Annotated in this window: 27 protein-coding genes; 20 read left to right on the forward strand and 7 right to left on the reverse strand. The window is 40.3% G+C overall.

Going from position 1 to position 22842, the window contains the following annotated elements; genetic code table 11:
* Nucleotides 1–443 precede the first annotated feature (443 nt).
* The 15 genes from DW091_RS12000 to DW091_RS12070 all read left to right on the forward strand — a co-directional run bounded on the left by DW091_RS12000 (nucleotide 444) and on the right by DW091_RS12070 (nucleotide 14436).
* On the forward strand, nucleotides 444–758 hold the full coding sequence (locus tag DW091_RS12000; protein WP_000420682.1) for a YdcP family protein: 315 nt from the start codon (nucleotides 444–446) through the stop codon (nucleotides 756–758).
* A 15-nt stretch (nucleotides 759–773) separates the two neighbouring features.
* Entirely contained in the window at nucleotides 774–1160 is a 387-nt protein-coding gene (locus tag DW091_RS12005; protein WP_000985015.1) for a YdcP family protein, read from the forward strand.
* Nucleotides 1161–1188: 28 nt separating this feature from the next.
* Complete coding sequence (locus DW091_RS12010; RefSeq protein ID WP_000813488.1) at nucleotides 1189–2574, forward strand: FtsK/SpoIIIE domain-containing protein; 1386 nt, start codon at nucleotides 1189–1191, stop codon at nucleotides 2572–2574.
* A 2-nt stretch (nucleotides 2575–2576) separates the two neighbouring features.
* Nucleotides 2577–2729 carry a hypothetical protein gene (locus DW091_RS12015; RefSeq protein WP_000879507.1) on the forward strand — a complete coding sequence of 51 codons (153 nt, stop codon included), beginning with the start codon at nucleotides 2577–2579 and terminating at the stop codon, nucleotides 2727–2729.
* 22 nt (nucleotides 2730–2751) lie between these two features.
* Nucleotides 2752–3957, forward strand: a complete 1206-nt coding sequence (gene mobT / locus DW091_RS12020) for a MobT family relaxase (RefSeq protein WP_000398284.1) — start codon at nucleotides 2752–2754, stop codon at nucleotides 3955–3957.
* Between the two features lie 42 nt (nucleotides 3958–3999).
* Nucleotides 4000–4221: a hypothetical protein gene (locus DW091_RS12025; RefSeq protein ID WP_001009056.1), complete on the forward strand. Its 222-nt coding sequence runs from the start codon at nucleotides 4000–4002 to the stop codon at nucleotides 4219–4221.
* Between the two features lie 116 nt (nucleotides 4222–4337).
* Nucleotides 4338–4835, forward strand: coding sequence for an antirestriction protein ArdA (locus DW091_RS12030; protein ID WP_000342539.1), 498 nt, complete (start codon nucleotides 4338–4340; stop codon nucleotides 4833–4835).
* 88 nt (nucleotides 4836–4923) lie between these two features.
* A complete protein-coding gene (locus DW091_RS12035; RefSeq protein ID WP_000723888.1) occupies nucleotides 4924–5316 on the forward strand; it encodes a conjugal transfer protein in 393 nt (130 codons plus the stop codon).
* On the forward strand, nucleotides 5300–7747 hold the full coding sequence (locus tag DW091_RS12040) for an ATP-binding protein (protein WP_000331160.1): 2448 nt from the start codon (nucleotides 5300–5302) through the stop codon (nucleotides 7745–7747). Before DW091_RS12035 ends, DW091_RS12040 begins: the two co-directional genes overlap by 17 nt.
* A gap of 2 nt (nucleotides 7748–7749) precedes the next feature.
* A complete protein-coding gene (locus tag DW091_RS12045; RefSeq protein WP_000804748.1) occupies nucleotides 7750–9927 on the forward strand; it encodes a membrane protein in 2178 nt (725 codons plus the stop codon).
* The gene (locus DW091_RS12050) at nucleotides 9924–10925 is read left to right on the forward strand and encodes a bifunctional lysozyme/C40 family peptidase (protein ID WP_050274500.1); all 1002 of its coding nucleotides are present in this window, start codon (nucleotides 9924–9926) and stop codon (nucleotides 10923–10925) included. The genes DW091_RS12045 and DW091_RS12050 overlap by 4 nt, the downstream gene beginning before the upstream one ends.
* Nucleotides 10922–11854, forward strand: coding sequence for a conjugal transfer protein (locus DW091_RS12055; RefSeq protein WP_001224318.1), 933 nt, complete (start codon nucleotides 10922–10924; stop codon nucleotides 11852–11854). Before DW091_RS12050 ends, DW091_RS12055 begins: the two co-directional genes overlap by 4 nt.
* A gap of 244 nt (nucleotides 11855–12098) precedes the next feature.
* Nucleotides 12099–12215, forward strand: a complete 117-nt coding sequence (locus tag DW091_RS12060) for a tetracycline resistance determinant leader peptide (RefSeq protein WP_001814923.1) — start codon at nucleotides 12099–12101, stop codon at nucleotides 12213–12215.
* A gap of 15 nt (nucleotides 12216–12230) precedes the next feature.
* Nucleotides 12231–14150, forward strand: a complete 1920-nt coding sequence (gene tet(M) / locus DW091_RS12065; RefSeq protein ID WP_000691736.1) for a tetracycline resistance ribosomal protection protein Tet(M) — start codon at nucleotides 12231–12233, stop codon at nucleotides 14148–14150.
* Nucleotides 14151–14268: 118 nt separating this feature from the next.
* On the forward strand, nucleotides 14269–14436 hold the full coding sequence (locus tag DW091_RS12070; protein WP_000336323.1) for a cysteine-rich KTR domain-containing protein: 168 nt from the start codon (nucleotides 14269–14271) through the stop codon (nucleotides 14434–14436).
* A 59-nt stretch (nucleotides 14437–14495) separates the two neighbouring features.
* Here the strand turns inward: DW091_RS12070 and DW091_RS12075 are convergent, their stop codons facing one another.
* Nucleotides 14496–14849: a helix-turn-helix transcriptional regulator gene (locus DW091_RS12075; protein ID WP_001227347.1), complete on the reverse strand. Its 354-nt coding sequence runs from the start codon at nucleotides 14847–14849 to the stop codon at nucleotides 14496–14498.
* A gap of 504 nt (nucleotides 14850–15353) precedes the next feature.
* Between DW091_RS12075 and DW091_RS12085 the strand changes: the two genes are divergently transcribed.
* Nucleotides 15354–15776 (forward strand): sigma-70 family RNA polymerase sigma factor, encoded by a 423-nt coding sequence (locus DW091_RS12085; RefSeq protein ID WP_000804885.1) that lies wholly within the window; start codon nucleotides 15354–15356, stop codon nucleotides 15774–15776.
* Nucleotides 15773–16003, forward strand: a complete 231-nt coding sequence (locus tag DW091_RS12090; protein ID WP_000857133.1) for a helix-turn-helix domain-containing protein — start codon at nucleotides 15773–15775, stop codon at nucleotides 16001–16003. Before DW091_RS12085 ends, DW091_RS12090 begins: the two co-directional genes overlap by 4 nt.
* 225 nt (nucleotides 16004–16228) lie before the next feature.
* On the opposite strand, the gene DW091_RS20570 is transcribed toward DW091_RS12090, so the two are convergent.
* A complete protein-coding gene (locus DW091_RS20570) occupies nucleotides 16229–16480 on the reverse strand; it encodes a hypothetical protein (RefSeq protein WP_001845478.1) in 252 nt (83 codons plus the stop codon).
* Between DW091_RS20570 and DW091_RS12100 the strand changes: the two genes are divergently transcribed.
* Nucleotides 16464–16667 (forward strand): excisionase, encoded by a 204-nt coding sequence (locus DW091_RS12100; RefSeq protein WP_000814511.1) that lies wholly within the window; start codon nucleotides 16464–16466, stop codon nucleotides 16665–16667. The two genes, DW091_RS20570 and DW091_RS12100, sit on opposite strands and share 17 nt — an antisense overlap.
* 81 nt (nucleotides 16668–16748) lie before the next feature.
* Complete coding sequence (locus DW091_RS12105) at nucleotides 16749–17966, forward strand: tyrosine-type recombinase/integrase (protein ID WP_001291561.1); 1218 nt, start codon at nucleotides 16749–16751, stop codon at nucleotides 17964–17966.
* Between the two features lie 177 nt (nucleotides 17967–18143).
* On the opposite strand, the gene DW091_RS12110 is transcribed toward DW091_RS12105, so the two are convergent.
* Complete coding sequence (locus DW091_RS12110; protein ID WP_118518247.1) at nucleotides 18144–18857, reverse strand: 4Fe-4S binding protein; 714 nt, start codon at nucleotides 18855–18857, stop codon at nucleotides 18144–18146.
* An 81-nt stretch (nucleotides 18858–18938) separates the two neighbouring features.
* Complete coding sequence (locus DW091_RS12115; protein WP_058695614.1) at nucleotides 18939–19538, reverse strand: nitroreductase family protein; 600 nt, start codon at nucleotides 19536–19538, stop codon at nucleotides 18939–18941.
* Nucleotides 19539–19707: 169 nt separating this feature from the next.
* Between DW091_RS12115 and DW091_RS12120 the strand changes: the two genes are divergently transcribed.
* Nucleotides 19708–20148 carry a hypothetical protein gene (locus DW091_RS12120; RefSeq protein ID WP_118518248.1) on the forward strand — a complete coding sequence of 147 codons (441 nt, stop codon included), beginning with the start codon at nucleotides 19708–19710 and terminating at the stop codon, nucleotides 20146–20148.
* 51 nt (nucleotides 20149–20199) lie between these two features.
* Here DW091_RS12120 and DW091_RS12125 read toward each other — a convergent pair whose 3' ends face one another.
* The 3 genes from DW091_RS12125 to DW091_RS12135 form a co-directional block, all read right to left on the reverse strand.
* Nucleotides 20200–20700, reverse strand: a complete 501-nt coding sequence (locus DW091_RS12125) for a hypothetical protein (protein ID WP_013379285.1) — start codon at nucleotides 20698–20700, stop codon at nucleotides 20200–20202.
* A gap of 166 nt (nucleotides 20701–20866) precedes the next feature.
* Nucleotides 20867–21532: an orotate phosphoribosyltransferase gene (pyrE, locus tag DW091_RS12130; protein ID WP_118518249.1), complete on the reverse strand. Its 666-nt coding sequence runs from the start codon at nucleotides 21530–21532 to the stop codon at nucleotides 20867–20869.
* A gap of 66 nt (nucleotides 21533–21598) precedes the next feature.
* Nucleotides 21599–22693, reverse strand: a complete 1095-nt coding sequence (locus DW091_RS12135) for a hypothetical protein (RefSeq protein WP_118518250.1) — start codon at nucleotides 22691–22693, stop codon at nucleotides 21599–21601.
* Nucleotides 22694–22842 lie beyond the last annotated feature (149 nt).

Consider the following 22842-nt stretch of genomic DNA (forward strand, 5'->3'; position numbering starts at 1 on the left):
GTGAAACAGCTGCTTTTTTTATTTAAAGAACAAGCCAGTCGGCTTGAACGTTAAGAATGAAATCTGGCCCGTATCGTAGCGATACGGGCCAGATTATTTTTTTAGTAAAAAATAGCATAAAAATCTAGTTATCCGCATAAAAACTGGACTTATCACACTTTATCAAGGTCAAAACCACTCAATTTACTACTAATTTACTACTTATGAATGAGCTTTGATACGACGATTTATCCTTGAAAAGTGAAGATATAAAGATACTTCCAATAAAATTTGAATATTTAATAGGTAGACACTTCAAAAAATGAGGTGTCTATTTTTTTACCCGATTTTGAAAGGAAGTGAACTTATGAAAACAAAAAATCAAGAATCAAAAGGTCGTTCCCCACTCTTTAAGACCATCAAACATTCATTCAGCCAATAAAAAAGAAAGGATAGGTAAAAATATGGAACTTAAATTTGTGATTCCCAACATGGAAAAAACATTCGGCAATTTAGAATTTGCTGGCGAGGATAAAGTCGTTCAGCGAAGAATCAACGGACGGCTAACTGTCTTATCAAGAAGCTATAATCTCTATTCTGATGTTCAAAGAGCAGATGATATTGTGGTGGTGCTTCCTGCTGAAGCTGGCGAAAAACATTTCGGCTTTGAGGAACGTGTGAAGTTAGTCAATCCACGTATTACCGCAGAGGGCTACAAAATCGGCACTCGTGGTTTTACAAATTACCTTTTACATGCTGACGACATGATAAAAGAATAAAGAAAGAGAGGAAAAATGATGAGATTAGCAAATGGCATTGTATTAGATAAAGACACGACTTTTGGAGAATTGAAATTCTCTGCTCTACGTCGTGAAGTGAGAATCCAAAATGAAGACGGGTCGGTTTCAGATGAAATCAAGGAACGTACCTATGACTTAAAATCCAAAGGACAAGGACGCATGATTCAAGTAAGTATTCCTGCCAGCGTGCCTTTGAAAGAGTTTGATTATAACGCACGGGTGGAACTTATCAATCCCATTGCGGACACCGTTGCTACTGCCACCTATCAAGGAGCAGATGTTGACTGGTATATCAAGGCAGACGATATTGTGCTGACAAAGGATTCTAGTTCATTCAAAGCTCAACCACAAGCAAAGAAAGAACCGACACAAGACAAATAGTCGCTAGGTAGAAAGGAGACTTTTTCGCATGAAACAGCGTGGTAAAAGGATTCGCCCATCTGGTAAAGATTTAGTCTTTCATTTTACGATAGCGTCACTCCTGCCTGTTTTCCTGCTGGTTGTCGGACTGTTTCATGTGAAGACAATCCAGCAGATCAACTGGCAGGATTTTAACCTATCACAAGCAGATAAGATTGACATTCCCTATTTAATTATCAGTTTCAGTGTCGCAATTCTTATCTGCTTGCTGGTAGCGTTTGTATTCAAACGGGTTCGCTATGATACGGTTAAACAACTTTACCACCGTCAAAAACTGGCAAAGATGATACTTGAAAACAAGTGGTATGAATCTGAACAGGTCAAAACAGAGGGTTTCTTTAAAGATAGTGCTGGTCGTACAAAGGAAAAGATAACCTACTTCCCTAAAATGTATTATCGACTTAAAAATGGCTTGATACAGATACGGGTGGAAATCACGCTGGGAAAATATCAAGACCAACTCTTACACTTGGAAAAGAAATTAGAGAGTGGCTTGTACTGTGAGCTGACGGATAAAGAGTTAAAGGATTCCTATGTGGAATATACTTTGCTCTATGACACCATAGCCAGTCGTATTTCTATTGATGAAGTAGAAGCTAAAGATGGTAAACTTCGCTTAATGAAAAACGTATGGTGGGAATATGATAAGCTCCCTCATATGTTGATTGCTGGTGGTACAGGTGGCGGTAAAACTTACTTTATACTGACACTGATTGAAGCCTTGCTTCATACAGATTCAAAACTGTATATTCTTGACCCGAAAAATGCTGATCTTGCGGACTTAGGTTCTGTGATGGCAAATGTCTACTATAGAAAAGAAGACTTGCTTTCTTGCATTGAAACATTCTATGAAGAAATGATGAAACGTAGTGAGGAAATGAAGCAGATGAAGAACTATAAGACTGGCAAAAATTATGCTTACTTAGGTCTCCCGGCACACTTCTTAATCTTTGATGAATACGTCGCTTTCATGGAAATGCTGGGAACAAAAGAAAACACCGCAGTTATGAATAAGCTGAAACAGATTGTCATGTTAGGTCGTCAAGCTGGCTTCTTTCTAATACTGGCTTGTCAACGTCCAGACGCAAAATATTTAGGCGACGGAATCCGTGATCAGTTTAATTTCAGAGTGGCTTTAGGTCGTATGTCTGAAATGGGCTATGGCATGATGTTTGGCAGTGACGTACAAAAGGATTTCTTCTTAAAGCGAATCAAAGGTCGTGGCTATGTTGATGTAGGAACAAGTGTCATATCAGAGTTTTATACTCCCCTTGTACCAAAAGGATATGATTTCTTGGAGGAAATTAAAAAGTTATCCAACAGCAGACAGTCCACGCAGGCGACGTGCGAAGCGGAAGTCGCAGGTGTGGACTGATCTTGCTGGCTGGTGTGGCAATAGCCACGCCAGCACTTAACCCCCCGTATCTAACAGGGGGGTACAAATCGACAGGAAACAGTCAAAAAAACATTAGAAAATCCTTTGGTTACAAGGGATTTACAAAATTTCAGCGTATGTCAAATGGGCTTTAAAAGTTGACATACGCCTTTTTGATTGGAGGGATTTTTACTGAATGAACAAACTTGGTTACAGCATTTAAAAGAAAAACGCTTGGCTTATGGACTATCTCAAAACCGTTTAGCTGTTGCGACTGGTATTACAAGGCAGTATCTAAGCGATATTGAAACAGGAAAAGTCAAGCCATCAGAGGATTTACAGCAGTCCCTTTGGGAAGCTCTGGAACGCTTCAATCCCGACGCTCCCCTTGAAATGCTGTTTGATTATGTAAGAATTCGCTTTCCGACAACAGACGTACAGCAGGTGGTCGAAAACATCTTACAACTGAAACTGTCCTATTTTCTTCATGAGGACTATGGTTTCTATTCTTATTCAGAGCATTATGCTTTAGGCGACATATTCGTCCTTTGCTCCCATGAACTGGACAAAGGAGTTCTGGTGGAATTGAAAGGTCGTGGGTGCAGACAATTTGAAAGCTATCTTCTGGCACAACAAAGAAGCTGGTATGAGTTCTTTATGGACGTTTTGGTGGCTGGCGGTGTGATGAAACGCCTTGACCTTGCCATTAACGATAAGACAGGGATTTTAAATATCCCTGTACTCACTGAAAAGTGCCAACAGGAAGAATGTATCTCCGTCTTCCGCAGTTTTAAAAGCTATCGCAGTGGCGAACTGGTACGCAAAGAGGAAAAGGAATGTATGGGAAACACCCTCTATATCGGTTCATTACAAAGTGAAGTTTATTTCTGTATCTATGAAAAGGACTACGAGCAGTACAAGAAAAATGATATTCCCATTGAAGACGCAGAAGTAAAAAACCGTTTTGAGATTCGATTGAAAAATGAGCGTGCCTATTATGCAGTCCGTGATTTACTCGTCTATGACAATCCAGAGCATACCGCCTTTAAAATTATCAATCGGTATATCCGTTTTGTAGATAAAGACGATTCCAAACCTCGTTCTGATTGGAAACTGAATGAAGAATGGGCTTGGTTTATTGGGAACAATCGTGAACGATTAAAACTAACCACAAAACCAGAGCCTTACTCCTTCCAAAGGACGCTGAACTGGCTATCTCATCAAGTTGCCCCGACCTTAAAGGTTGCGATTAAACTTGATGAAATCAACCAGACGCAGGTTGTAAAAGACATTCTCGACCATGCGAAACTGACAGACCGACACAAGCAGATTTTGAAGCAACAGTCAGTAAAAGAACAGGACGTGATAACAACAAAAAAATAACTCAAATACAAATTCATTGAATATAGAGAGGAGAACATTTTTATGAATTTTGGACAAAACCTTTATAACTGGTTTCTATCAAACGCTCAATCACTGGTGCTTTTAGCAATCGTTGTGATTGGCTTGTATCTTGGCTTCAAGCGTGAGTTTAGCAAACTGATTGGCTTTTTAATTATTGCGATTATTGCGGTTGGCTTAGTCTTCAACGCTGCTGGAGTAAAAGACATTTTACTAGAGCTATTCAATCGCATTATTGGTGCTTAAATAAAACCGTTCTTTTGTGGAATATAAGTGGTTTTCTTATGTTCCGCAAAGGAATGGTACACCAAACGAAGTGCGGTAGGGATTTTTGAATCTCTACAAAGAAAGGACGTGAATATATGGACGATATGCAAGTCTATATTGCGAATTTAGGCAAATACAATGAGGGCGAATTGGTCGGTGCGTGGTTTACCTTTCCCATTGACTTTGAGGAAGTCAAAGAGAAAATCGGCTTGAATGATGAATATGAGGAATACGCCATTCATGACTACGAGTTACCCTTTACGGTTGACGAATACACTTCCATTGGCGAACTCAATCGACTATGGGAAATGGTATCGGAATTACCCGAAGAATTACAATCGGAGCTATCTGCTCTGCTCACTCATTTTTCAAGCATTGAAGAACTAAGCGAACATCAAGAGGATATTATCATTCATTCCGATTGTGATGATATGTATGACGTGGCACGCTACTACATTGAAGAAACGGGTGCTTTAGGCGAAGTACCAGCTAGTCTTCAAAACTATATTGATTATCAAGCCTATGGTCGGGATTTAGACCTTTCAGGAACGTTTATCTCAACCAATCATGGGATTTTTGAAATCGTCTATTAAATCTGTCGGTACATTACTACTGGCAGATTTTCTATTTTACGGGGTGGCTCAATCAGCTACCCCTATTTTTTATGAAAGGATTGATTACATGAAGAAAATACGAAGCTATACCAGTATCTGGTCTGTGGAAAAGGTACTGTATTCTATCAATGATTTTAGACTTCCGTTTCCCATAACCTTTACGCAAATGACATGGTTTGTCGTGTCACTCTTTGCAGTGATGATACTTGGCAACTTGCCCCCTCTTTCCATGATAGAGGGAGCATTTCTCAAATACTTTGGGATTCCTGTGGCTTTCACATGGTTTATGTCTACAAAAACTTTTGATGGTAAAAAGCCTTATGGATTTTTGAAGTCTGTCATTGCTTATGCACTGCGACCAAAGCTGACCTATGCAGGAAAAAAAGTAACGCTTGGCAGAAACCAGCCACAAGAAGCCATTACAGCAGTTAGGAGTGAATTTTATGGCATATCCAATTAAATACATTGAAAACAATCTCGTCTGGAATAAAGACGGGGAATGTTATGCTTACTATGAGCTTGTTCCTTACAATTACTCATTTCTAAGTCCAGAACAGAAAATACAAGTGCATGATTCTTTCAGACAGCTTATCGCACAAAATCGTGATGGCAAAATTCATGCTTTACAAATCAGTACAGAATCCAGCATACGTTCTGCACAAGAGCGTTCCAAAAATGAAGTCACTGGCAAGCTCAAAGCGGTTGCCTATGACAAAATCGACCAACAGACAGACGCTTTAATATCCATGATTGGCGAAAATCAAGTGAACTACCGTTTCTTTATCGGCTTTAAGTTGCTTCTCAACGATCAGGAGTTTTCTATGAAAAGTCTTACCGTTGAAGCAAAAAATGCTTTGTCTGATTTTGTCTATGATGTGAACCATAAGCTGATGGGCGATTTTGTTAGTATGAGTAATGATGAAATCCTGCGTTTTCAGAAGATGGAAAAGCTCTTAGAAAATAAAATCTCTCGTCGTTTCAAAATCCGCAGGTTAGATAAGGACGACTTCGGCTATCTGATTGAACACCTTTACGGACAGACAGGCACTGCCTATGAAGAGTATGAGTACCATCTATCAAAGAAAAAGCTGGATAATGAAACGCTGATTAAATACTATGACTTGATTAAGCCTACTCGCTGTTTGGTGGAAGAAAAACAGCGATATTTGAAAATCCAGCAGGAAGATGAAACCGTCTATGTAGCTTACTTTACCATTAACAGCATTGTCGGAGAACTGGACTTCCCGTCCTCTGAAATCTTCTACTACCAGCAACAGCAATTTACATTCCCGATTGATACGTCAATGAATGTGGAAATTGTAGCGAATCGTAAAGCCCTATCTACTGTCCGCAATAAAAAGAAAGAACTGAAAGACTTGGATAACCACGCTTGGCAAAGTGATAATGAAACCAGCTCCAATGTGGCGGAAGCTCTGGAAAGTGTGAATGAGCTGGAAACCAATTTAGACCAAAGCAAGGAATCTATGTACAAGCTGTCTTATGTGGTAAGGGTATCAGCAAATGATCTTGACGAACTCAAACGTCGTTGTAATGAAGTGAAAGATTTTTATGACGATTTAAGCGTAAAACTGGTACGACCATTTGGGGATATGCTCGGCTTACATGAAGAATTTTTACCTGCCAGCAAGCGTTATATGAATGATTATATTCAATACGTGACCTCTGATTTCCTCGCTGGTTTAGGTTTTGGTGCTACTCAAATGCTGGGGGAAAATGAGGGGATTTATGTTGGCTACAGCTTAGATACTGGACGCAATGTCTATCTGAAACCTGCTCTTGCCAGTCAAGGGGTTAAGGGTTCAGTAACCAATGCGTTAGCGTCGGCTTTTGTTGGTTCGCTGGGTGGTGGTAAATCCTTTGCGAATAACCTTATCGTCTATTATGCGGTGCTTTATGGGGCACAAGCAGTGATTGTAGACCCAAAAGCAGAACGTGGCAGATGGAAAGAAACCTTGCCAGAGATTTCCCATGAAATCAATATCGTCACTCTGACTTCTGATGAGAAAAACAAAGGCTTACTTGACCCTTATGTGATTATGAAAAATCCCAAAGATTCTGAATCACTGGCTATTGATATTCTGACATTCCTTACGGGGATTTCCTCTCGTGATGGGGAACGCTTCCCAATCCTTAGAAAAGCCATTCGTGCAGTAACCAATAGTGAAGTACGAGGGTTGATGAAAGTGATTGAGGAATTACGGGTTGAGAATACGCCACTAAGTACCAGTATAGCCGACCATATCGAAAGTTTTACAGACTATGACTTTGCACATTTATTATTCAGTAATGGTTATGTGGAGCAGTCTATCAGCTTAGAAAAACAACTGAACATTATACAGGTTGCGGACTTGGTACTTCCCGACAAGGAAACTTCCTTTGAGGAATATACCACTATGGAGCTTTTATCCGTTGCTATGCTGATTGTCATTAGTACCTTTGCTTTAGACTTTATCCATACAGACCGAAGCATTTTCAAGATTGTAGATTTAGACGAAGCATGGAGCTTTTTACAGGTAGCACAAGGAAAAACACTATCTATGAAGCTGGTTCGGGCTGGTCGTGCTATGAACGCTGGGGTATATTTCGTGACCCAAAATACAGACGACCTCTTAGATGAAAAACTGAAAAATAACCTCGGCTTAAAATTTGCATTTCGTTCCACTGACCTTAACGAGATTAAAAAGACCTTAGCCTTTTTTGGTGTAGACCCAGAGGACGAAAACAATCAGAAGCGATTGCGTGATTTGGAAAACGGGCAATGCCTTATCAGTGATTTATATGGTCGTGTCGGTGTGATACAGTTCCACCCTGTATTTGAAGAACTGCTCCATGCCTTTGATACCAGACCACCTGTGCGAAAAGAGGTGTAAATGTGAAACCATCAATAGTAAACAGAATAAAATCAAACTGGACGCTGAAACGTCTAGGTAAAGTGGCAATGACAGTGGCTTTCACACTTGTGATTGCCATTTTTCTTTTAGCCATGCTGGGAACGGTGGTTCAAGCTGCGGGCTTGGTAGATGATACGGTCAATGTGGCAAATGAATACAGCCGATACCCACTTGAAAACTATCAACTGGATTTTTATGTGGATAATAGCTGGGGCTGGCTTCCGTGGAACTGGTCGGACGGGATTGGAAAACAGGTCATGTATGGACTATATGCCATTACCAATTTTATTTGGACAATCAGTTTGTATGTTTCCAATGCGACAGGTTACTTAGTACAGGAAGCCTATTCCTTAGACTTCATTTCCGCTACAGCAGATTCCATTGGTAAGAATATGCAGACCTTAGCTGGTGTGAGTGCAAACGGATTTTCAACAGAGGGTTTCTATGTTGGATTCCTCTTACTCTTGATTTTGGTTCTTGGGGTTTATGTTGCCTATACGGGACTGATAAAGAGAGAAACCACAAAGGCAATTCATGCCATTATGAATTTTGTGCTGGTGTTTATCCTATCGGCTTCCTTTATTGCCTACGCTCCCGACTACATTAAAAAAATCAATGACTTTTCATCAGACATCAGTAATGCCAGTTTATCACTTGGCACGAAGATTGTCATGCCCCATTCCGATAGTCAAGGCAAGGACAGCGTGGACTTAATCAGAGATAGCCTGTTTTCCATACAGGTTCAGCAACCGTGGCTACTGCTTCAATACAACAGTTCAGACATTGAAAGTATCGGTATTGACCGTGTGGAAAGCCTGCTCTCCACCAGCCCAGATTCCAACAATGGCGAAGACAGAGAAAAAATTGTTGCGGAAGAAATTGAAGACAGAAGCAATACCAATCTAACCATTACAAAGACCATTAACCGTTTAGGTACAGTCTTCTTCCTATTTGTCTTCAATATTGGGATTTCCATATTTGTATTCCTATTAACAGGAATCATGATTTTCTCGCAGGTACTTTTTATCATCTATGCTATGTTTCTGCCTGTGAGCTTTATTTTAAGCATGATTCCATCATTTGATGGTATGTCAAAACGAGCCATAACAAAGCTCTTTAATACCATTTTGACACGAGCTGGAATCACATTGATTATTACGACAGCATTTAGTATTTCAACCATGCTCTATACCTTATCGGCTGGTTATCCGTTCTTTTTGATTGCTTTTCTACAGATTGTGACCTTTGCAGGAATCTACTTCAAGCTGGGCGATTTAATGAGTATGTTTTCTCTACAGAGTAACGATTCTCAAAGTGTGGGAAGTCGTGTGATGAGAAAACCTCGTATGCTTATGCACGCTCACATGCACCGTCTACAGCGGAAACTTGGACGTTCCATGACTACTCTAGGGGCTGGGTCTGCCATTGTTACAGGTAAAAAAGGACAGTCGGGTTCGGGGAGTTCTGCAAGGACACAAGCAGATCACTCCCGACCAGACGGAAAGGAAAAATCAACACTTGGAAAACGTATCGGTCAAACCATCGGTACAGTAGCTGATACCAAAGACAGAATGGTAGACACTGCTAGTGGTTTGAAAGAACAGGTTAAAGATTTGCCGACCAATGCAAGATATGCAGTATATCAAGGAAAATCCAAAGTAAAAGAGAATGTCCGTGATTTAACCAGTAGTATTTCTCAAACCAAAGCGGACAGAGCCAGTGGACGCAAGGAACAGCAGGAACAAAGGCGAAAAACCATTGCGAAGCGTCGCTCTGAAATGGAACAGGTCAAACAGAAAAAACAGCCTGCTTCTTCTGTTCATGAAAGACCGACTACAAGACAAGAACAATATCATGATGAACAGACCTCAAAACAGTCTAATATTCAGACTTCATATAAGGAATCTCAACAAGCCAAACAAGAGCGTCCAGCAGTTAAGTCCGATTTTTCAAGTCCAAAAGTGGAACGCCAAGGCAATACCGTTCAAGAAAAAACCGTTCAAAAGCCAGCAACTTCAACCACTACAGCAGATAGAACTTCACAACGTCCAATCACAAAAGAACGTCCGTCTACTGTTCAAAGAGTACCACTACAAAATACAAGAAGTAGACCACCAATCAAAACCGCCACCATTAAGAAAGTCGGTAAGAAACCATGAAGTTGAAAACTTTAGTGATTGGTGGTTCTGGATTATTCTTGATGGTCTTCTCACTGCTTCTGTTTGTTGCCATTTTATTTTCAGATGAACAGGACAGCGGAATTTCCAATATTCATTATGGAGGTGTGAATGTTTCCGCAGAAGTGCTGGCTCATAAGCCTATGGTAGAAAAATATGCCAAAGAATATGGCGTTGAAGAATATGTCAACATACTTCTTGCGATTATACAGGTGGAATCGGGCGGTACTGCGGAAGATGTTATGCAGTCCTCGGAATCCCTCGGTCTTCCACCTAATTCATTGAGTACAGAAGAATCCATTAAGCAAGGTGTGAAGTATTTCAGTGAATTATTAGCCAGTAGCGAAAGGCTCAGTGTAGATTTAGAATCGGTTATCCAGTCCTACAATTATGGTGGTGGTTTCTTAGGGTATGTGGCTAATCGTGGAAATAAATATACCTTTGAACTGGCTCAAAGTTTCTCAAAAGAGTATTCAGGTGGCGAAAAAGTGTCTTACCCCAATCCCATAGCCATACCTATCAATGGGGGCTGGCGATACAACTATGGCAATATGTTTTATGTGCAACTGGTAACGCAGTATCTTGTCACAACAGAGTTTGATGATGATACGGTACAAGCCATCATGGACGAAGCACTGAAATATGAGGGCTGGCGATACGTTTACGGTGGAGCTTCCCCGACTACTTCTTTTGATTGTAGCGGACTGACACAATGGACGTATGGAAAAGCTGGAATTAACTTACCACGAACCGCACAACAGCAATATGATGTGACCCAGCATATCCCACTATCGGAAGCACAAGCTGGCGATTTGGTTTTCTTTCATTCTACCTATAACGCTGGCTCTTATATTACTCATGTTGGGATATACCTTGGCAATAACCGTATGTTTCATGCAGGCGACCCAATCAGTTATGCCGACTTAACAAGCCCCTACTGGCAACAGCATTTAGTGGGAGCAGGACGAATCAAACAATGAGAAAGGAAGATTTAATGATGAAATTTAGAAAAAATCAGAATAAAGAAAAACAGATACCAAAGGAAAAGAAACCTCGTGTCTATAAGGTCAATCCTCATAAAAAGGTTGTGATTGCCTTGTGGGTACTTTTAGGGCTTAGTTTCAGCTTTGCGATATTCAAGCACTTTACAGCTATAGATACTCATACTATTCACGAAACAACTATCATAGAAAAGGAATACGTTGATACTCATCATGTAGAAAATTTTGTAGAGAACTTTGCGAAAGTCTACTATTCATGGGAGCAATCCGATAAGTCCATTGATAATCGAATGGAAAGTCTAAAAGGCTATCTGACAGATGAACTTCAAGCTCTCAATGTTGATACAGTACGCAAAGATATTCCTGTATCGTCTTCTGTAAGAGGATTTCAGATATGGACGGTAGAGCCAACTGGCGACAATGAGTTTAATGTAACCTACAGTGTAGACCAGCTCATTACAGAGGGAGAAAATACAAAGACCGTCCACTCTGCTTATATAGTGAGTGTCTATGTAGATGGTTCTGGAAATATGGTACTGGTTAAGAATCCGACCATTACCAACATACCTAAGAAATCAAGTTATAAACCAAAAGCCATTGAAAGTGAGGGGACGGTTGATTCCATTACAACCAATGAAATCAATGAGTTTTTAACGACGTTCTTCAAGCTCTATCCTACAGCGACAGCCAGTGAACTTTCCTACTATGTGAATGACGGGATATTAAAACCAATCGGAAAAGAGTACATCTTTCAAGAACTGGTAAATCCTATTCACAATCGTAAGGATAATCAAGTCACGGTATCGCTGACAGTGGAGTATATCGACCAGCAGACCAAAGCAACGCAGGTATCTCAATTTGATTTGGTACTTGAAAAGAACGGGAGTAATTGGAAGATTATAGAATAACAAATATTGGTACATTATTACAGCTATTTTGTAATCACGTACTCTCTTTGATAAAAAATTGGAGATTCCTTTACAAATATGCTCTTACGTGCTATTATTTAAGTATCTATTTAAAAGGAGTTAATAAATATGCGGCAAGGTATTCTTAAATAAACTGTCAATTTGATAGTGGGAACAAATAATTGGATGTCCTTTTTTAGGAGGGCTTAGTTTTTTGTACCCAGTTTAAGAATACCTTTATCATGTGATTCTAAAGTATCCGGAGAATATCTGTATGCTTTGTATGCCTATGGTTATGCATAAAAATCCCAGTGATAAAAGTATTTATCACTGGGATTTTTATGCCCTTTTGGGTTTTTGAATGGAGGAAAATCACATGAAAATTATTAATATTGGAGTTTTAGCTCATGTTGATGCAGGAAAAACTACCTTAACAGAAAGCTTATTATATAACAGTGGAGCGATTACAGAATTAGGAAGCGTGGACAAAGGTACAACGAGGACGGATAATACGCTTTTAGAACGTCAGAGAGGAATTACAATTCAGACAGGAATAACCTCTTTTCAGTGGGAAAATACGAAGGTGAACATCATAGACACGCCAGGACATATGGATTTCTTAGCAGAAGTATATCGTTCATTATCAGTTTTAGATGGGGCAATTCTACTGATTTCTGCAAAAGATGGCGTACAAGCACAAACTCGTATATTATTTCATGCACTTAGGAAAATGGGGATTCCCACAATCTTTTTTATCAATAAGATTGACCAAAATGGAATTGATTTATCAACGGTTTATCAGGATATTAAAGAGAAACTTTCTGCCGAAATTGTAATCAAACAGAAGGTAGAACTGTATCCTAATATGTGTGTGACGAACTTTACCGAATCTGAACAATGGGATACGGTAATAGAGGGAAACGATGACCTTTTAGAGAAATATATGTCCGGTAAATCATTAGAAGCATTGGAACTCGAACAAGAGGAAAGCATAAGATTTCAGAATTGTTCTCTGTTCCCTCTTTATCATGGAAGTGCAAAAAGTAATATAGGGATTGATAACCTTATAGAAGTTATTACTAATAAATTTTATTCATCAACACATCGAGGTCCGTCTGAACTTTGCGGAAATGTTTTCAAAATTGAATATACAAAAAAAAGACAACGTCTTGCATATATACGCCTTTATAGTGGAGTACTACATTTACGAGATTCGGTTAGAGTATCAGAAAAAGAAAAAATAAAAGTTACAGAAATGTATACTTCAATAAATGGTGAATTATGTAAGATTGATAGAGCTTATTCTGGAGAAATTGTTATTTTGCAAAATGAGTTTTTGAAGTTAAATAGTGTTCTTGGAGATACAAAACTATTGCCACAGAGAAAAAAGATTGAAAATCCGCACCCTCTACTACAAACAACTGTTGAACCGAGTAAACCTGAACAGAGAGAAATGTTGCTTGATGCCCTTTTGGAAATCTCAGATAGTGATCCGCTTCTACGATATTACGTGGATTCTACGACACATGAAATTATACTTTCTTTCTTAGGGAAAGTACAAATGGAAGTGATTAGTGCACTGTTGCAAGAAAAGTATCATGTGGAGATAGAACTAAAAGAGCCTACAGTCATTTATATGGAGAGACCGTTAAAAAATGCAGAATATACCATTCACATCGAAGTGCCGCCAAATCCTTTCTGGGCTTCCATTGGTTTATCTGTATCACCGCTTCCGTTGGGAAGTGGAATGCAGTATGAGAGCTCGGTTTCTCTTGGATACTTAAATCAATCGTTTCAAAATGCAGTTATGGAGGGGATACGCTATGGCTGTGAACAAGGATTGTATGGTTGGAATGTGACGGACTGTAAAATCTGTTTTAAGTATGGCTTATACTATAGCCCTGTTAGTACCCCAGCAGATTTTCGGATGCTTGCTCCTATTGTATTGGAACAAGTCTTAAAAAAAGCTGGAACAGAATTGTTAGAGCCATATCTTAGTTTTAAAATTTATGCGCCACAGGAATATCTTTCACGAGCATACAACGATGCTCCTAAATATTGTGCGAACATCGTAGACACTCAATTGAAAAATAATGAGGTCATTCTTAGTGGAGAAATCCCTGCTCGGTGTATTCAAGAATATCGTAGTGATTTAACTTTCTTTACAAATGGACGTAGTGTTTGTTTAACAGAGTTAAAAGGGTACCATGTTACTACCGGTGAACCTGTTTGCCAGCCCCGTCGTCCAAATAGTCGGATAGATAAAGTACGATATATGTTCAATAAAATAACTTAGTGTATTTTATGTTGTTATATAAATATGGTTTCTTGTTAAATAAGATGAAATATTTTTTAATAAAGATTTGAATTAAAGTGTAAAGGAGGAGATAGTTATTATAAACTACAAGTGGATATTGTGTCCTGTATGTGGAAATAAAACACGATTAAAGATAAGGGAAGATACTGAATTAAAAAAATTCCCCCTCTATTGTCCGAAATGCAGACAAGAAAATTTAATTGAAATAAAGCAGTTCAAAGTAACTGTGATTACAGAGCCAGACGCAAAGACGCAGAGCCGATAAAATGAGATTAATACAATCTCATTTTATCGGCTCTTTCCGTTATGTATGGATTCTTTTAATTAGTCTTCGATGTTTCTTGCTTCGTTGATACCGCTGGCTAAAGATTCCATTAAGGATAGTTCTTTGTCTGTAAAGCTATCCATGTATTTCTCTATCTGTAATCGTCGGGTGCTTTTTACCAAGTTATTAGCAGGTAAGAAAAATTCATCAACGGAAACATGAAGTAACGATACAAGGTCATAAAGAACTTGTATGCTGGGGTGTTGCCCTTTATTTTCAATATTAGTTAAGTACCGTGGGTCAATTTCAATCAATGCTCCCACTTGTTCACGAGTTAAACCTCGTTTCAATCGAGCTTCTTTAATGGCTAAACCAAAGGCTCTAAAATCATATTTATCTTCTTTTTTACGCATAGTAGACCACCTCTATACATTTTATTGTTCCTACTGAATTAAAAACAGGTATAGAAAAACGTGTTATATGGTTTATAGGTTTATATTTAATAAAAAGCACTACTAAACGCCAATAAAAAAAACCGTTATATGGTAGTGCTATTTACGCTGTTAAAATATTGTATATTACTTCCAAATGGCGGTTTGTTGGAGGTCAACGTCGCCATGAAGTACATCATATACAATAAATTTCCTTACATTGGGTTCTTGTCAAAAAAAGTCGTCTATCTGCAATAGATAAGTACGTCCACCAATGTGGTTTTATAAATCATATAGATAGAATAACAGAAGCATGTAAACAGAGAAATAAATCTGTTTATATGCTTTTTTGGCTATTCAGAACTTTTTTACAAAGTTTATTTATCAGTAATGCAACAAATCCCCCTTTCACATTGGGACTAAGAGTGAAAGGAGATAAACGAGCAAGGCTCACTTCCTTTCCTAGACAGAAAGGGGGTGAGAAACATGAAACCATCTTCTTTTCAGACCACAATAGAAAATCAGTTTGACTATATCTGTAAACGTGCTATGGAAGACGAGCGAAAGAATTATATGCTTTATCTTTCAAGGATTGCAAAGCGTGAGGTGTCCTTTTCGGATGTTGGCGATTATCTTGTTAGCCAGTTTGCGACAACAGATAACTATTCAACTGACTTTCAGATTTTTACACTCAATGGGTTATCAGTAGGCGTTGAAAATGATTTGTTGAGTGAAGCATTACGTGAGTTGCCAGACAAGAAACGTGAAATTCTACTGCTGTTTTACTTTATGGACATGAGCGATTCAGAAATTGCAGACCTGTTGAAATTGAACCGTTCTACTGTCTATCGGCATAGAACCAGTGGACTAGCCTTAATTAAAAAGTTTATGGAGGAATTTGAAGAATGAAAACACAATATCCTATGATTCCCTTTCCTCTCATTGTAAAGGCAACAGATGGCGATACCGAAGCGATTAACCAGATTCTACATCATTACAGAGGGTACATAACGAAGCGTTCCCTACGACTTATGAAAGATGAATATGGCAATCAAAGTATGGTCGTTGATGAAGTCTTACGTGGAAGAATGGAAACCAGACTGATTACAAAGATTTTGTCATTTGAAATTAAGTAATATCCTCTCTCCTTTCGTGGAAGCGTGCTAAACCATTCCACGCTTCCCGAACAGGGAGGTTTGTTATTCCACCAAAGCATATTGAGCTTTCAATGTGTTTTGATAGGCTAACGAGCCATTGTTCTTTGAAAACTGAATAAAAGTAATCGAATACGTTTCGATAAGAAAAGAGCCAACGGAACTAACCGCCATGACCTATCTTATAAAGATAGCGAGCGATTCATGTTAGTGATCCGAGAAGCAATCTTTAGCAGGATTGCCTGCAACGACATTCTTATCGTGATAATGATACTCCCATACAGTCAATAGTCCGAGCGTGATAAAACCGTCGCAGGCAATGAGTATGGCTACATGAGAACCATGCAGGGGTGGAACTCCCGTGAGCTTTGCTAAAGCTGTTCGATTGCTGGTAAAACAACTTTTATGAAATCCAAATAAGTGATTTGGAAAGGAGGATTTTATGAAGCAGACTGACATTCCTATTTGGGAACGTTATACCCTAACCATTGAAGAAGCGTCAAAATATTTTCGTATTGGCGAAAACAAGCTACGACGCTTGGCAGAGGAAAATAAAAATGCAAATTGGCTGATTATGAATGGCAATCGTATTCAGATTAAACGAAAACAATTTGAAAAAATTATAGATACATTGGACGCAATCTAGCGTCGCCAAAGGGTCTTGTATATGATAAAATAGTATTAAGTCGTATCAAGGCTCTTTCCATAAAGGAAAGGAGCAAATGCCATGTCAGAAAAAAGACGTGACAATAAAGGTCGAATCTTAAAGACTGGAGAGAGCCAACGAAAAGACGGAAGATACTTATACAAATATATAGATTCATTTGGAGAACCGCAATTTGTTTACTCGTGGAAACTTGTGGCTACAGACCGAGTACCAGCAGGAAAGCGTGATTGTATCTCACTTAGAGAGAAAATCGCAGAGTTACAGAAAGACATTCATGATGGTATTGATGTTGTAGGAAAGAAAATGACACTCTGCCAGCTTTACGCAAAACAGAACGCTCAAAGACCAAAGGTTAGAAAAAACACTGAAACTGGACGCAAATATCTTATGGATATTTTGAAGAAAGACAAGTTAGGTGTAAGAAGTATTGACAGTATTAAGCCATCAGACGCTAAAGAATGGGCTATTAGAATGAGTGAAAATGGTTATGCTTATCAAACCATCAATAACTACAAACGTTCTTTAAAGGCTTCATTCTATATTGCTATACAAGATGATTGTGTTCGGAAGAATCCATTTGACTTTCAACTGAAAGCAGTTCTTGATGATGATACTGTCCCTAAGACCGTACTAACAGAAGAACAGGAAGAAAAACTGTTAGCCTTTGCAAAAGCTGATAAAACCTACAGCAAAAATTATGATGAAATTCTGATACTCTTAAAAACAGGTCTTCGTATTTCAGAGTTTGGTGGTTTGACACTTCCAGATTTAGATTTTGAGAATCGTCTTGTCAATATAGACCATCAGCTATTGAGAGATACTGAAATTGGGTACTACATTGAAACACCAAAGACCAAAAGTGGCGAACGTCAAGTTCCTATGGTTGAAGAAGCCTATCAAGCATTTAAGCGAGTGTTAGCGAATCGAAAGAATGATAAGCGTGTTGAGATTGATGGATATAGTGATTTCCTCTTTCTTAATAGAAAGAACTATCCAAAAGTGGCAAGTGATTACAACGGCATGATGAAAGGTCTTGTTAAGAAATACAATAAGTATAACGAGGATAAATTGCCACACATCACTCCACATAGTTTGCGACATACATTCTGTACCAACTATGCAAATGCAGGAATGAATCCAAAGGCATTACAGTACATTATGGGACATGCTAATATAGCCATGACGCTGAACTATTACGCACATGCAACATTCGATTCTGCAATGGCAGAAATGAAACGCTTGAATAAAGAGAAGCAACAGGAGCGTCTTGTTGCTTAGTAGTACAAATGAATTTACTACTTATTTACCACTTCTGACAGCTAAGACATGAGGAAATATGCAAAGAAACGTGAAGTATCTTCCTACAGTAAAAATACTCGAAAGCACATAGAATAAGGCTTTACGAGCATTTAAGAAAATATAAAAAGATAATTAGAAATTTATACTTTGTTTATGTTAAATATTTAAAATTTTGCCATCGGTCGATACCGTTGTGACCGACCAGGGAATAATCTTCCCGCTGCTTTTTAAAGCGGCTTTAACAGCATTGACAATGCCTCCGCAGCATGGCACTTCCATTCTTACAACTGTCAGCGAACGGATATCGTTATTCGCCAAAATATCGGTCAGCTTATCTGCATAGTCCACATCGTCAAGCTTTGGACAGCCGATAAGGGTGATCCGGTTTTTAATGAATTCATTGTGAAAATCACCATAGGCGTAGGCTGTGCAGTCGGCAGCGATGAGCAGATCTGCATTGTCAAAATATGGAGCCTTTGGCGGCGCCAGCTTAATTTGCACAGGCCACTGGTTTAAGCGGGACTGGGCAGGGGGGGTACTGTGGTTTCCAGCCTCTGATTTTGCGTGGCGATCAATTTTACGGGAGGTCGTTCCCGGACAGCCGCAGGCCAGCGTTTTGGGCTGGACCTTTTCAGTTTCCATTTTAGCCTGTACAGCAGCTTCATCATAAGCGGCCGCCTCCCGCTCCTCAAAGTGGATAGCGTCCTCAGGACACACTGGCAGGCAATCTCCCAGACCGTCGCAGTAATCGTCCCTTAACAGCGTGGCGACACCGTCGACCAGACCGATGGCCCCTTCGTGACAGGCGTCGACACACAGACCGCAGCCGTTACATTTTTCTTTATCAATTTTAATGATTTTACGTATCACAGTTATTCCTCCAGTTCAGGTGTTGACTATAGTATAGCATATTCACCGGAGGAATTCTGTTGCATCAGCAACAAATGTGATTTAATAGAAAACTTTTAAGCGTTCAGACAGAGGTTGGAAGTCCTTATCGCCAGGCATGGCAGTGGGTTCGCCAAAAGGCATCTGTGCTCTTAAACGCCAGGCGTCCGGAAGCTTCCATTCTTTTTTGACAGCTTCGTCGATGAGCGGATTATAGTGCTGAAGGTTTGCGCCGAGGCCTTCAATTTCCAGGGAATTCCATACTGAGAACTGAAGCATGCCGTTGGCCTGTTCTGCCCATACTGGGAAGTTATCTGCATATAGTGGGAATTGTTCGACCAGGCTGTCTGTAACGGTATCGTCAATAAAGTACAGGACGGTTCCGTGGCCGGCTTTAAAGCTGTTTACCTTGTCTTCGGTCGGCTGGAATTTGTTTGCCGGCACCTTCTTGCGCAGTGTCTCCATTACGATATCCCAGAGTTTGTCATGTTGCTCGCCAAAGAGTAAAACGACCTTTGAGCTCTGGCTGTTAAAAGCAGAGGGGGTATGCTTGATGGCATGGCCGATCACTTCCTCGATTTTATTGTCGGAGATGGGGCTTTTTTTGCTGATGGCATAGAAACTGCGGCGGTTTAAAATCGCGCTGTAAAAATCTTTTGACATAATATACGCTCCTTTTAATTTAAATTTATATACAAAATAATATTTTAGAATAATTATTATTTAAAAATATACCCGGTTTATAAAAAAAATAACATTTGGAGGAAAAAATATAATGTGATTTTAAAAAAATTGTGCTACAATTGGTCAGGAAAAATATGGAGGTGCAGCTATGGAAGCAGCAGGAAGAAAAGTTTTAAAGGTCGGCGGGATTTTAATGGCCATTATAGGCGTTTTTGGCGCTGTTATTGCCGTTTCCGGTATTATTGGCTACAATAATATGGACCCGTCCATGGCAGCGGATATGGAGAAAATCATGGGCGTTAGCATCAGAGACCTTTCGGTAAACCTGATGGTGAGTACAGTCGTCTGTGTTTTTGAGCTTGTGGTTGGAATTTTGGGCGTTGCTTTTTCTAAAAAAGCAGGAAAAGGCGCATTGTGCTTTATTCTCGGCATCATCATTATTATATTCCAGGTAGGCTCTGTCATTTACGGCAGCCTGCGAACCGGATTTACAGCGGATATGATCCTTACCCTGATAGCGGGGCTGATCATTCCTGGAGTTTATACCTTTGGTGCCTGGAAAAATATGCGGTCAGCACAGCAGGCATAAAAAAACGTCCCCGAAGGGACGTTTTTGTAAATAGAAATTGAACGGCTTGGTCTATGCCAGGTATTCTTCTTCCTGGTTATTGCGCATGGAGAACAGGAAGAACGGCTGAGTAATCGCAAAAATAATGCTGAGCACCAGGAATAAAACAGCGTTTTCTGGTTTATACATGCGGTACAGACGGTATAATGCGCCGTAATAATAAACGGCATAGGCGATCGGGAAGAGCCATCCAATGAATGGAATCATGGAAAGCAGCCCGCTCGCAAATGGCAGAAGCGGCAGGAACACATGGGCGTATGGAATCACCCATGAGCCAAAGGCGACCTTTTCGTTGATGATTTTACCCATCAGGTAAGTCTTAGCAATGGGAATCCATGCCAGCCAGGGGCTGTCGATACCACGGTTTTTAGCCATCTGGTATAAGCTGAGTGAATTGAAAACATAGCAGACGATACCAATGACTAAAATAATAACAAAGTAAGCAGCCAGAAAAGATAAAATAATAGCGGCAACACCCGCGTCTGTTGAAGAGTAATAAATACTGTCGGACATGTTGTCTCTCCTTTCATATATTTTAGAATACATCTAATTAAGTCCATTGTAGCACCTTATGTGAATGAAAGCAATATGATTTTAAAAAGAGTGACTCCTCTGGGATTTAACGTGACTTTAATGAACAGTATAATAAAAGCTCCGGAGGTTTCCGGAGCTTTTATTGTTAAATACCGTTTTTATCAAGATGATCTTCCATGCGTCTTTTCATTTCGTCATCAATCACGATTTTTCCGTCAATTTCGTAGTTGTAAAGATGAGCGATAATATCGCGTACAGTTACAATGGGGTAAGTGGTGATACCAAACGCTTCCTTGACTTCCTGGATTGCGCTCTTGCCATTGTTGCCCTTTTCCATCCGGTCAACGGAAATGATGAGCGCGGTTATGTCGACATCGGCAAGGCCCTTGAGCAGCGGTACACTCTCGCGGACTGAGGAGCCGGCAGTGATGACATCCTCGATGATGATGGCCTTATCGCCGTCCTGGGGCTTGTAGCCGATAATGCTGCCGCCTTCGCCGTGGTCCTTGGCTTCCTTGCGGTTAAAGCAGTAGGGAATGTTGACGCCGTGGTCTCTGTAAAGGGAAACGGCGGAAGTAATGACGAGCGGAATACCTTTGTAGGCAGGACCGTACATAAAATCCATTTCCCCGATGTTTTCCCCGATGCAGGCCGCGTAGTATTCGCCCAGCTTTGAAATCTGTTCGGCTGTTTTATAGTTGCCGGTATTGATGAAATAAGGTGTTTTACGGCCGCTTTTGGTCACGAAATCGCCAAAGGTCAAGACGCCGGAGCGCACCATAAAATCGATAAAGTCTTCTTTGTAACCCATAGTATCCTCCAGATAATTGTTTTCTAAATAAAATTATATACGATATCCGCTCAGGTGGCAAACAGTTTATCCGTTGCCAAGCAGATGACGTTCCAGATTCACGACAAAATCCTGGATATTGGTAATAAAGGATTCGCTGCTCAGGCTGCCGCGGTCCTTAAGCTTGTTCACGACAAATTCAGAGATGTCAACCGTGTAGAAGTAGACGGGCCGGACCACGCCGCCCACCAGCTGGTAGGAAGGGGTCATATTACCGGTTGCGATGGTGTGAAGCTGGGTCGCGAGGCAGATGACAGTGGTCGCTCTGCGCGTGTAGGCACGCATGGCGTCCTGAGCCTGATAGACGTCGGAATAGACGCCCGGCAGAGGGCCATCGTCGCGGATCGAGCCAGCCAGCACCATGGGAACGTCTTTTTTTAGACAAGCTTGGACAATGCCGTCGCGGATATTATAGTCACGGACCAGATTTTTAAGCGAGCCGGAGGAGCGGGCACGGTTAATGGTTTCGATATGATGGTAATGGCCATTTTTACAGCTGCATTTTGAATAAATATCCTGCCCCAGGGCTGTATGGAAAAAGTTTGCCTCCAGATCATGGGTTGCCAGGGCATTGCCGGCAAAAAGAGCGTCGACATAGCCGGATTTTATGAGTGACGACATGGCGTTGCGGGAATCGTAGTCGAAGGCAGCTGCCGGTCCCAGCACCCAGACCACGTAGCCATGGTCCTTTTCATAGCGAAGCAGGTCGTAAAGCCGGTCATAATCGCTGGAAAAGGCTGTTTCTCTGGAATTGTTCATTCGAAAGGCAAAGTTGTCTGTATTGTCCTGGAAGTTCCGGTTAAAAGCGTTTTGGTGAACATAAACGCCAGTTTCGCCGTTGTCGCTGCGGCCGATGACAACCGCGTCGCCTTTTTTGACGTTGCGGAATTCGACCGCGTGGGGAAGGCCGTCCTCGATGACGACAACACAGTCCATCCGGCTTTCACGGATCAGAATCCAGTGACCGTCGATCTTAAAATATTCAGGAAAAATGGAGGTTGCGTAAAAATTTTCAGGGACGACGCCGTCCTTGGGGGCTGGTTCGGTATGAACGTCTGGAGAGCCGGCGAAATGCTCAGTGTGAAAGTCAGGTGGGATATACTCAGGTAATTTAAACATAATTCTAATTCACTCCTAATTGATAGCCATAAAATAGTTTTCCTTTTAAAATCCATTATAGCACTTTAAAATCAGGGATTCAACGCAGGACAAAAGGCGCGGGCGAATATTTTTTGAAAAGTGTTGACAAAAGTAGAGAGGTACTTTATAAT

It is taken from the genome of Eubacterium sp. AM05-23 (genome assembly GCF_003477535.1).
GTDB classification, from domain to species: Bacteria; Bacillota; Clostridia; order Eubacteriales; family Eubacteriaceae; genus Eubacterium; species Eubacterium maltosivorans.

Bases quoted from the DNA above. Each gene is read 5' to 3' on its own strand.
- DW091_RS12000 (WP_000420682.1), top strand. From the start codon at position 444: ATGGAACTTAAATTTGTGATTCCCAACATGGAAAAAACATTCGGCAAT.
- DW091_RS12005 (WP_000985015.1), top strand. From the start codon at position 774: ATGATGAGATTAGCAAATGGCATTGTATTAGATAAAGACACGACTTTT.
- DW091_RS12010 (WP_000813488.1), top strand. From the start codon at position 1,189: ATGAAACAGCGTGGTAAAAGGATTCGCCCATCTGGTAAAGATTTAGTC.
- DW091_RS12025 (WP_001009056.1), top strand. From the start codon at position 4,000: ATGAATTTTGGACAAAACCTTTATAACTGGTTTCTATCAAACGCTCAA.
- DW091_RS12030 (WP_000342539.1), top strand. From the start codon at position 4,338: ATGGACGATATGCAAGTCTATATTGCGAATTTAGGCAAATACAATGAG.
- DW091_RS12035 (WP_000723888.1), top strand. From the start codon at position 4,924: ATGAAGAAAATACGAAGCTATACCAGTATCTGGTCTGTGGAAAAGGTA.
- DW091_RS12040 (WP_000331160.1), top strand. From the start codon at position 5,300: ATGGCATATCCAATTAAATACATTGAAAACAATCTCGTCTGGAATAAA.
- DW091_RS12050 (WP_050274500.1), top strand. From the start codon at position 9,924: ATGAAGTTGAAAACTTTAGTGATTGGTGGTTCTGGATTATTCTTGATG.
- DW091_RS12055 (WP_001224318.1), top strand. From the start codon at position 10,922: ATGAGAAAGGAAGATTTAATGATGAAATTTAGAAAAAATCAGAATAAA.
- DW091_RS12075 (WP_001227347.1), bottom strand. From the start codon at position 14,849: ATGCGTAAAAAAGAAGATAAATATGATTTTAGAGCCTTTGGTTTAGCC.
- DW091_RS12085 (WP_000804885.1), top strand. From the start codon at position 15,354: ATGAAACCATCTTCTTTTCAGACCACAATAGAAAATCAGTTTGACTAT.
- DW091_RS12090 (WP_000857133.1), top strand. From the start codon at position 15,773: ATGAAAACACAATATCCTATGATTCCCTTTCCTCTCATTGTAAAGGCA.
- DW091_RS12100 (WP_000814511.1), top strand. From the start codon at position 16,464: ATGAAGCAGACTGACATTCCTATTTGGGAACGTTATACCCTAACCATT.
- DW091_RS20570 (WP_001845478.1), bottom strand. From the start codon at position 16,480: ATGTCAGTCTGCTTCATAAAATCCTCCTTTCCAAATCACTTATTTGGA.
- DW091_RS12105 (WP_001291561.1), top strand. From the start codon at position 16,749: ATGTCAGAAAAAAGACGTGACAATAAAGGTCGAATCTTAAAGACTGGA.
- DW091_RS12115 (WP_058695614.1), bottom strand. From the start codon at position 19,538: ATGTCAAAAGATTTTTACAGCGCGATTTTAAACCGCCGCAGTTTCTAT.
- DW091_RS12120 (WP_118518248.1), top strand. From the start codon at position 19,708: ATGGAAGCAGCAGGAAGAAAAGTTTTAAAGGTCGGCGGGATTTTAATG.
- DW091_RS12125 (WP_013379285.1), bottom strand. From the start codon at position 20,700: ATGTCCGACAGTATTTATTACTCTTCAACAGACGCGGGTGTTGCCGCT.
- pyrE (WP_118518249.1), bottom strand. From the start codon at position 21,532: ATGGGTTACAAAGAAGACTTTATCGATTTTATGGTGCGCTCCGGCGTC.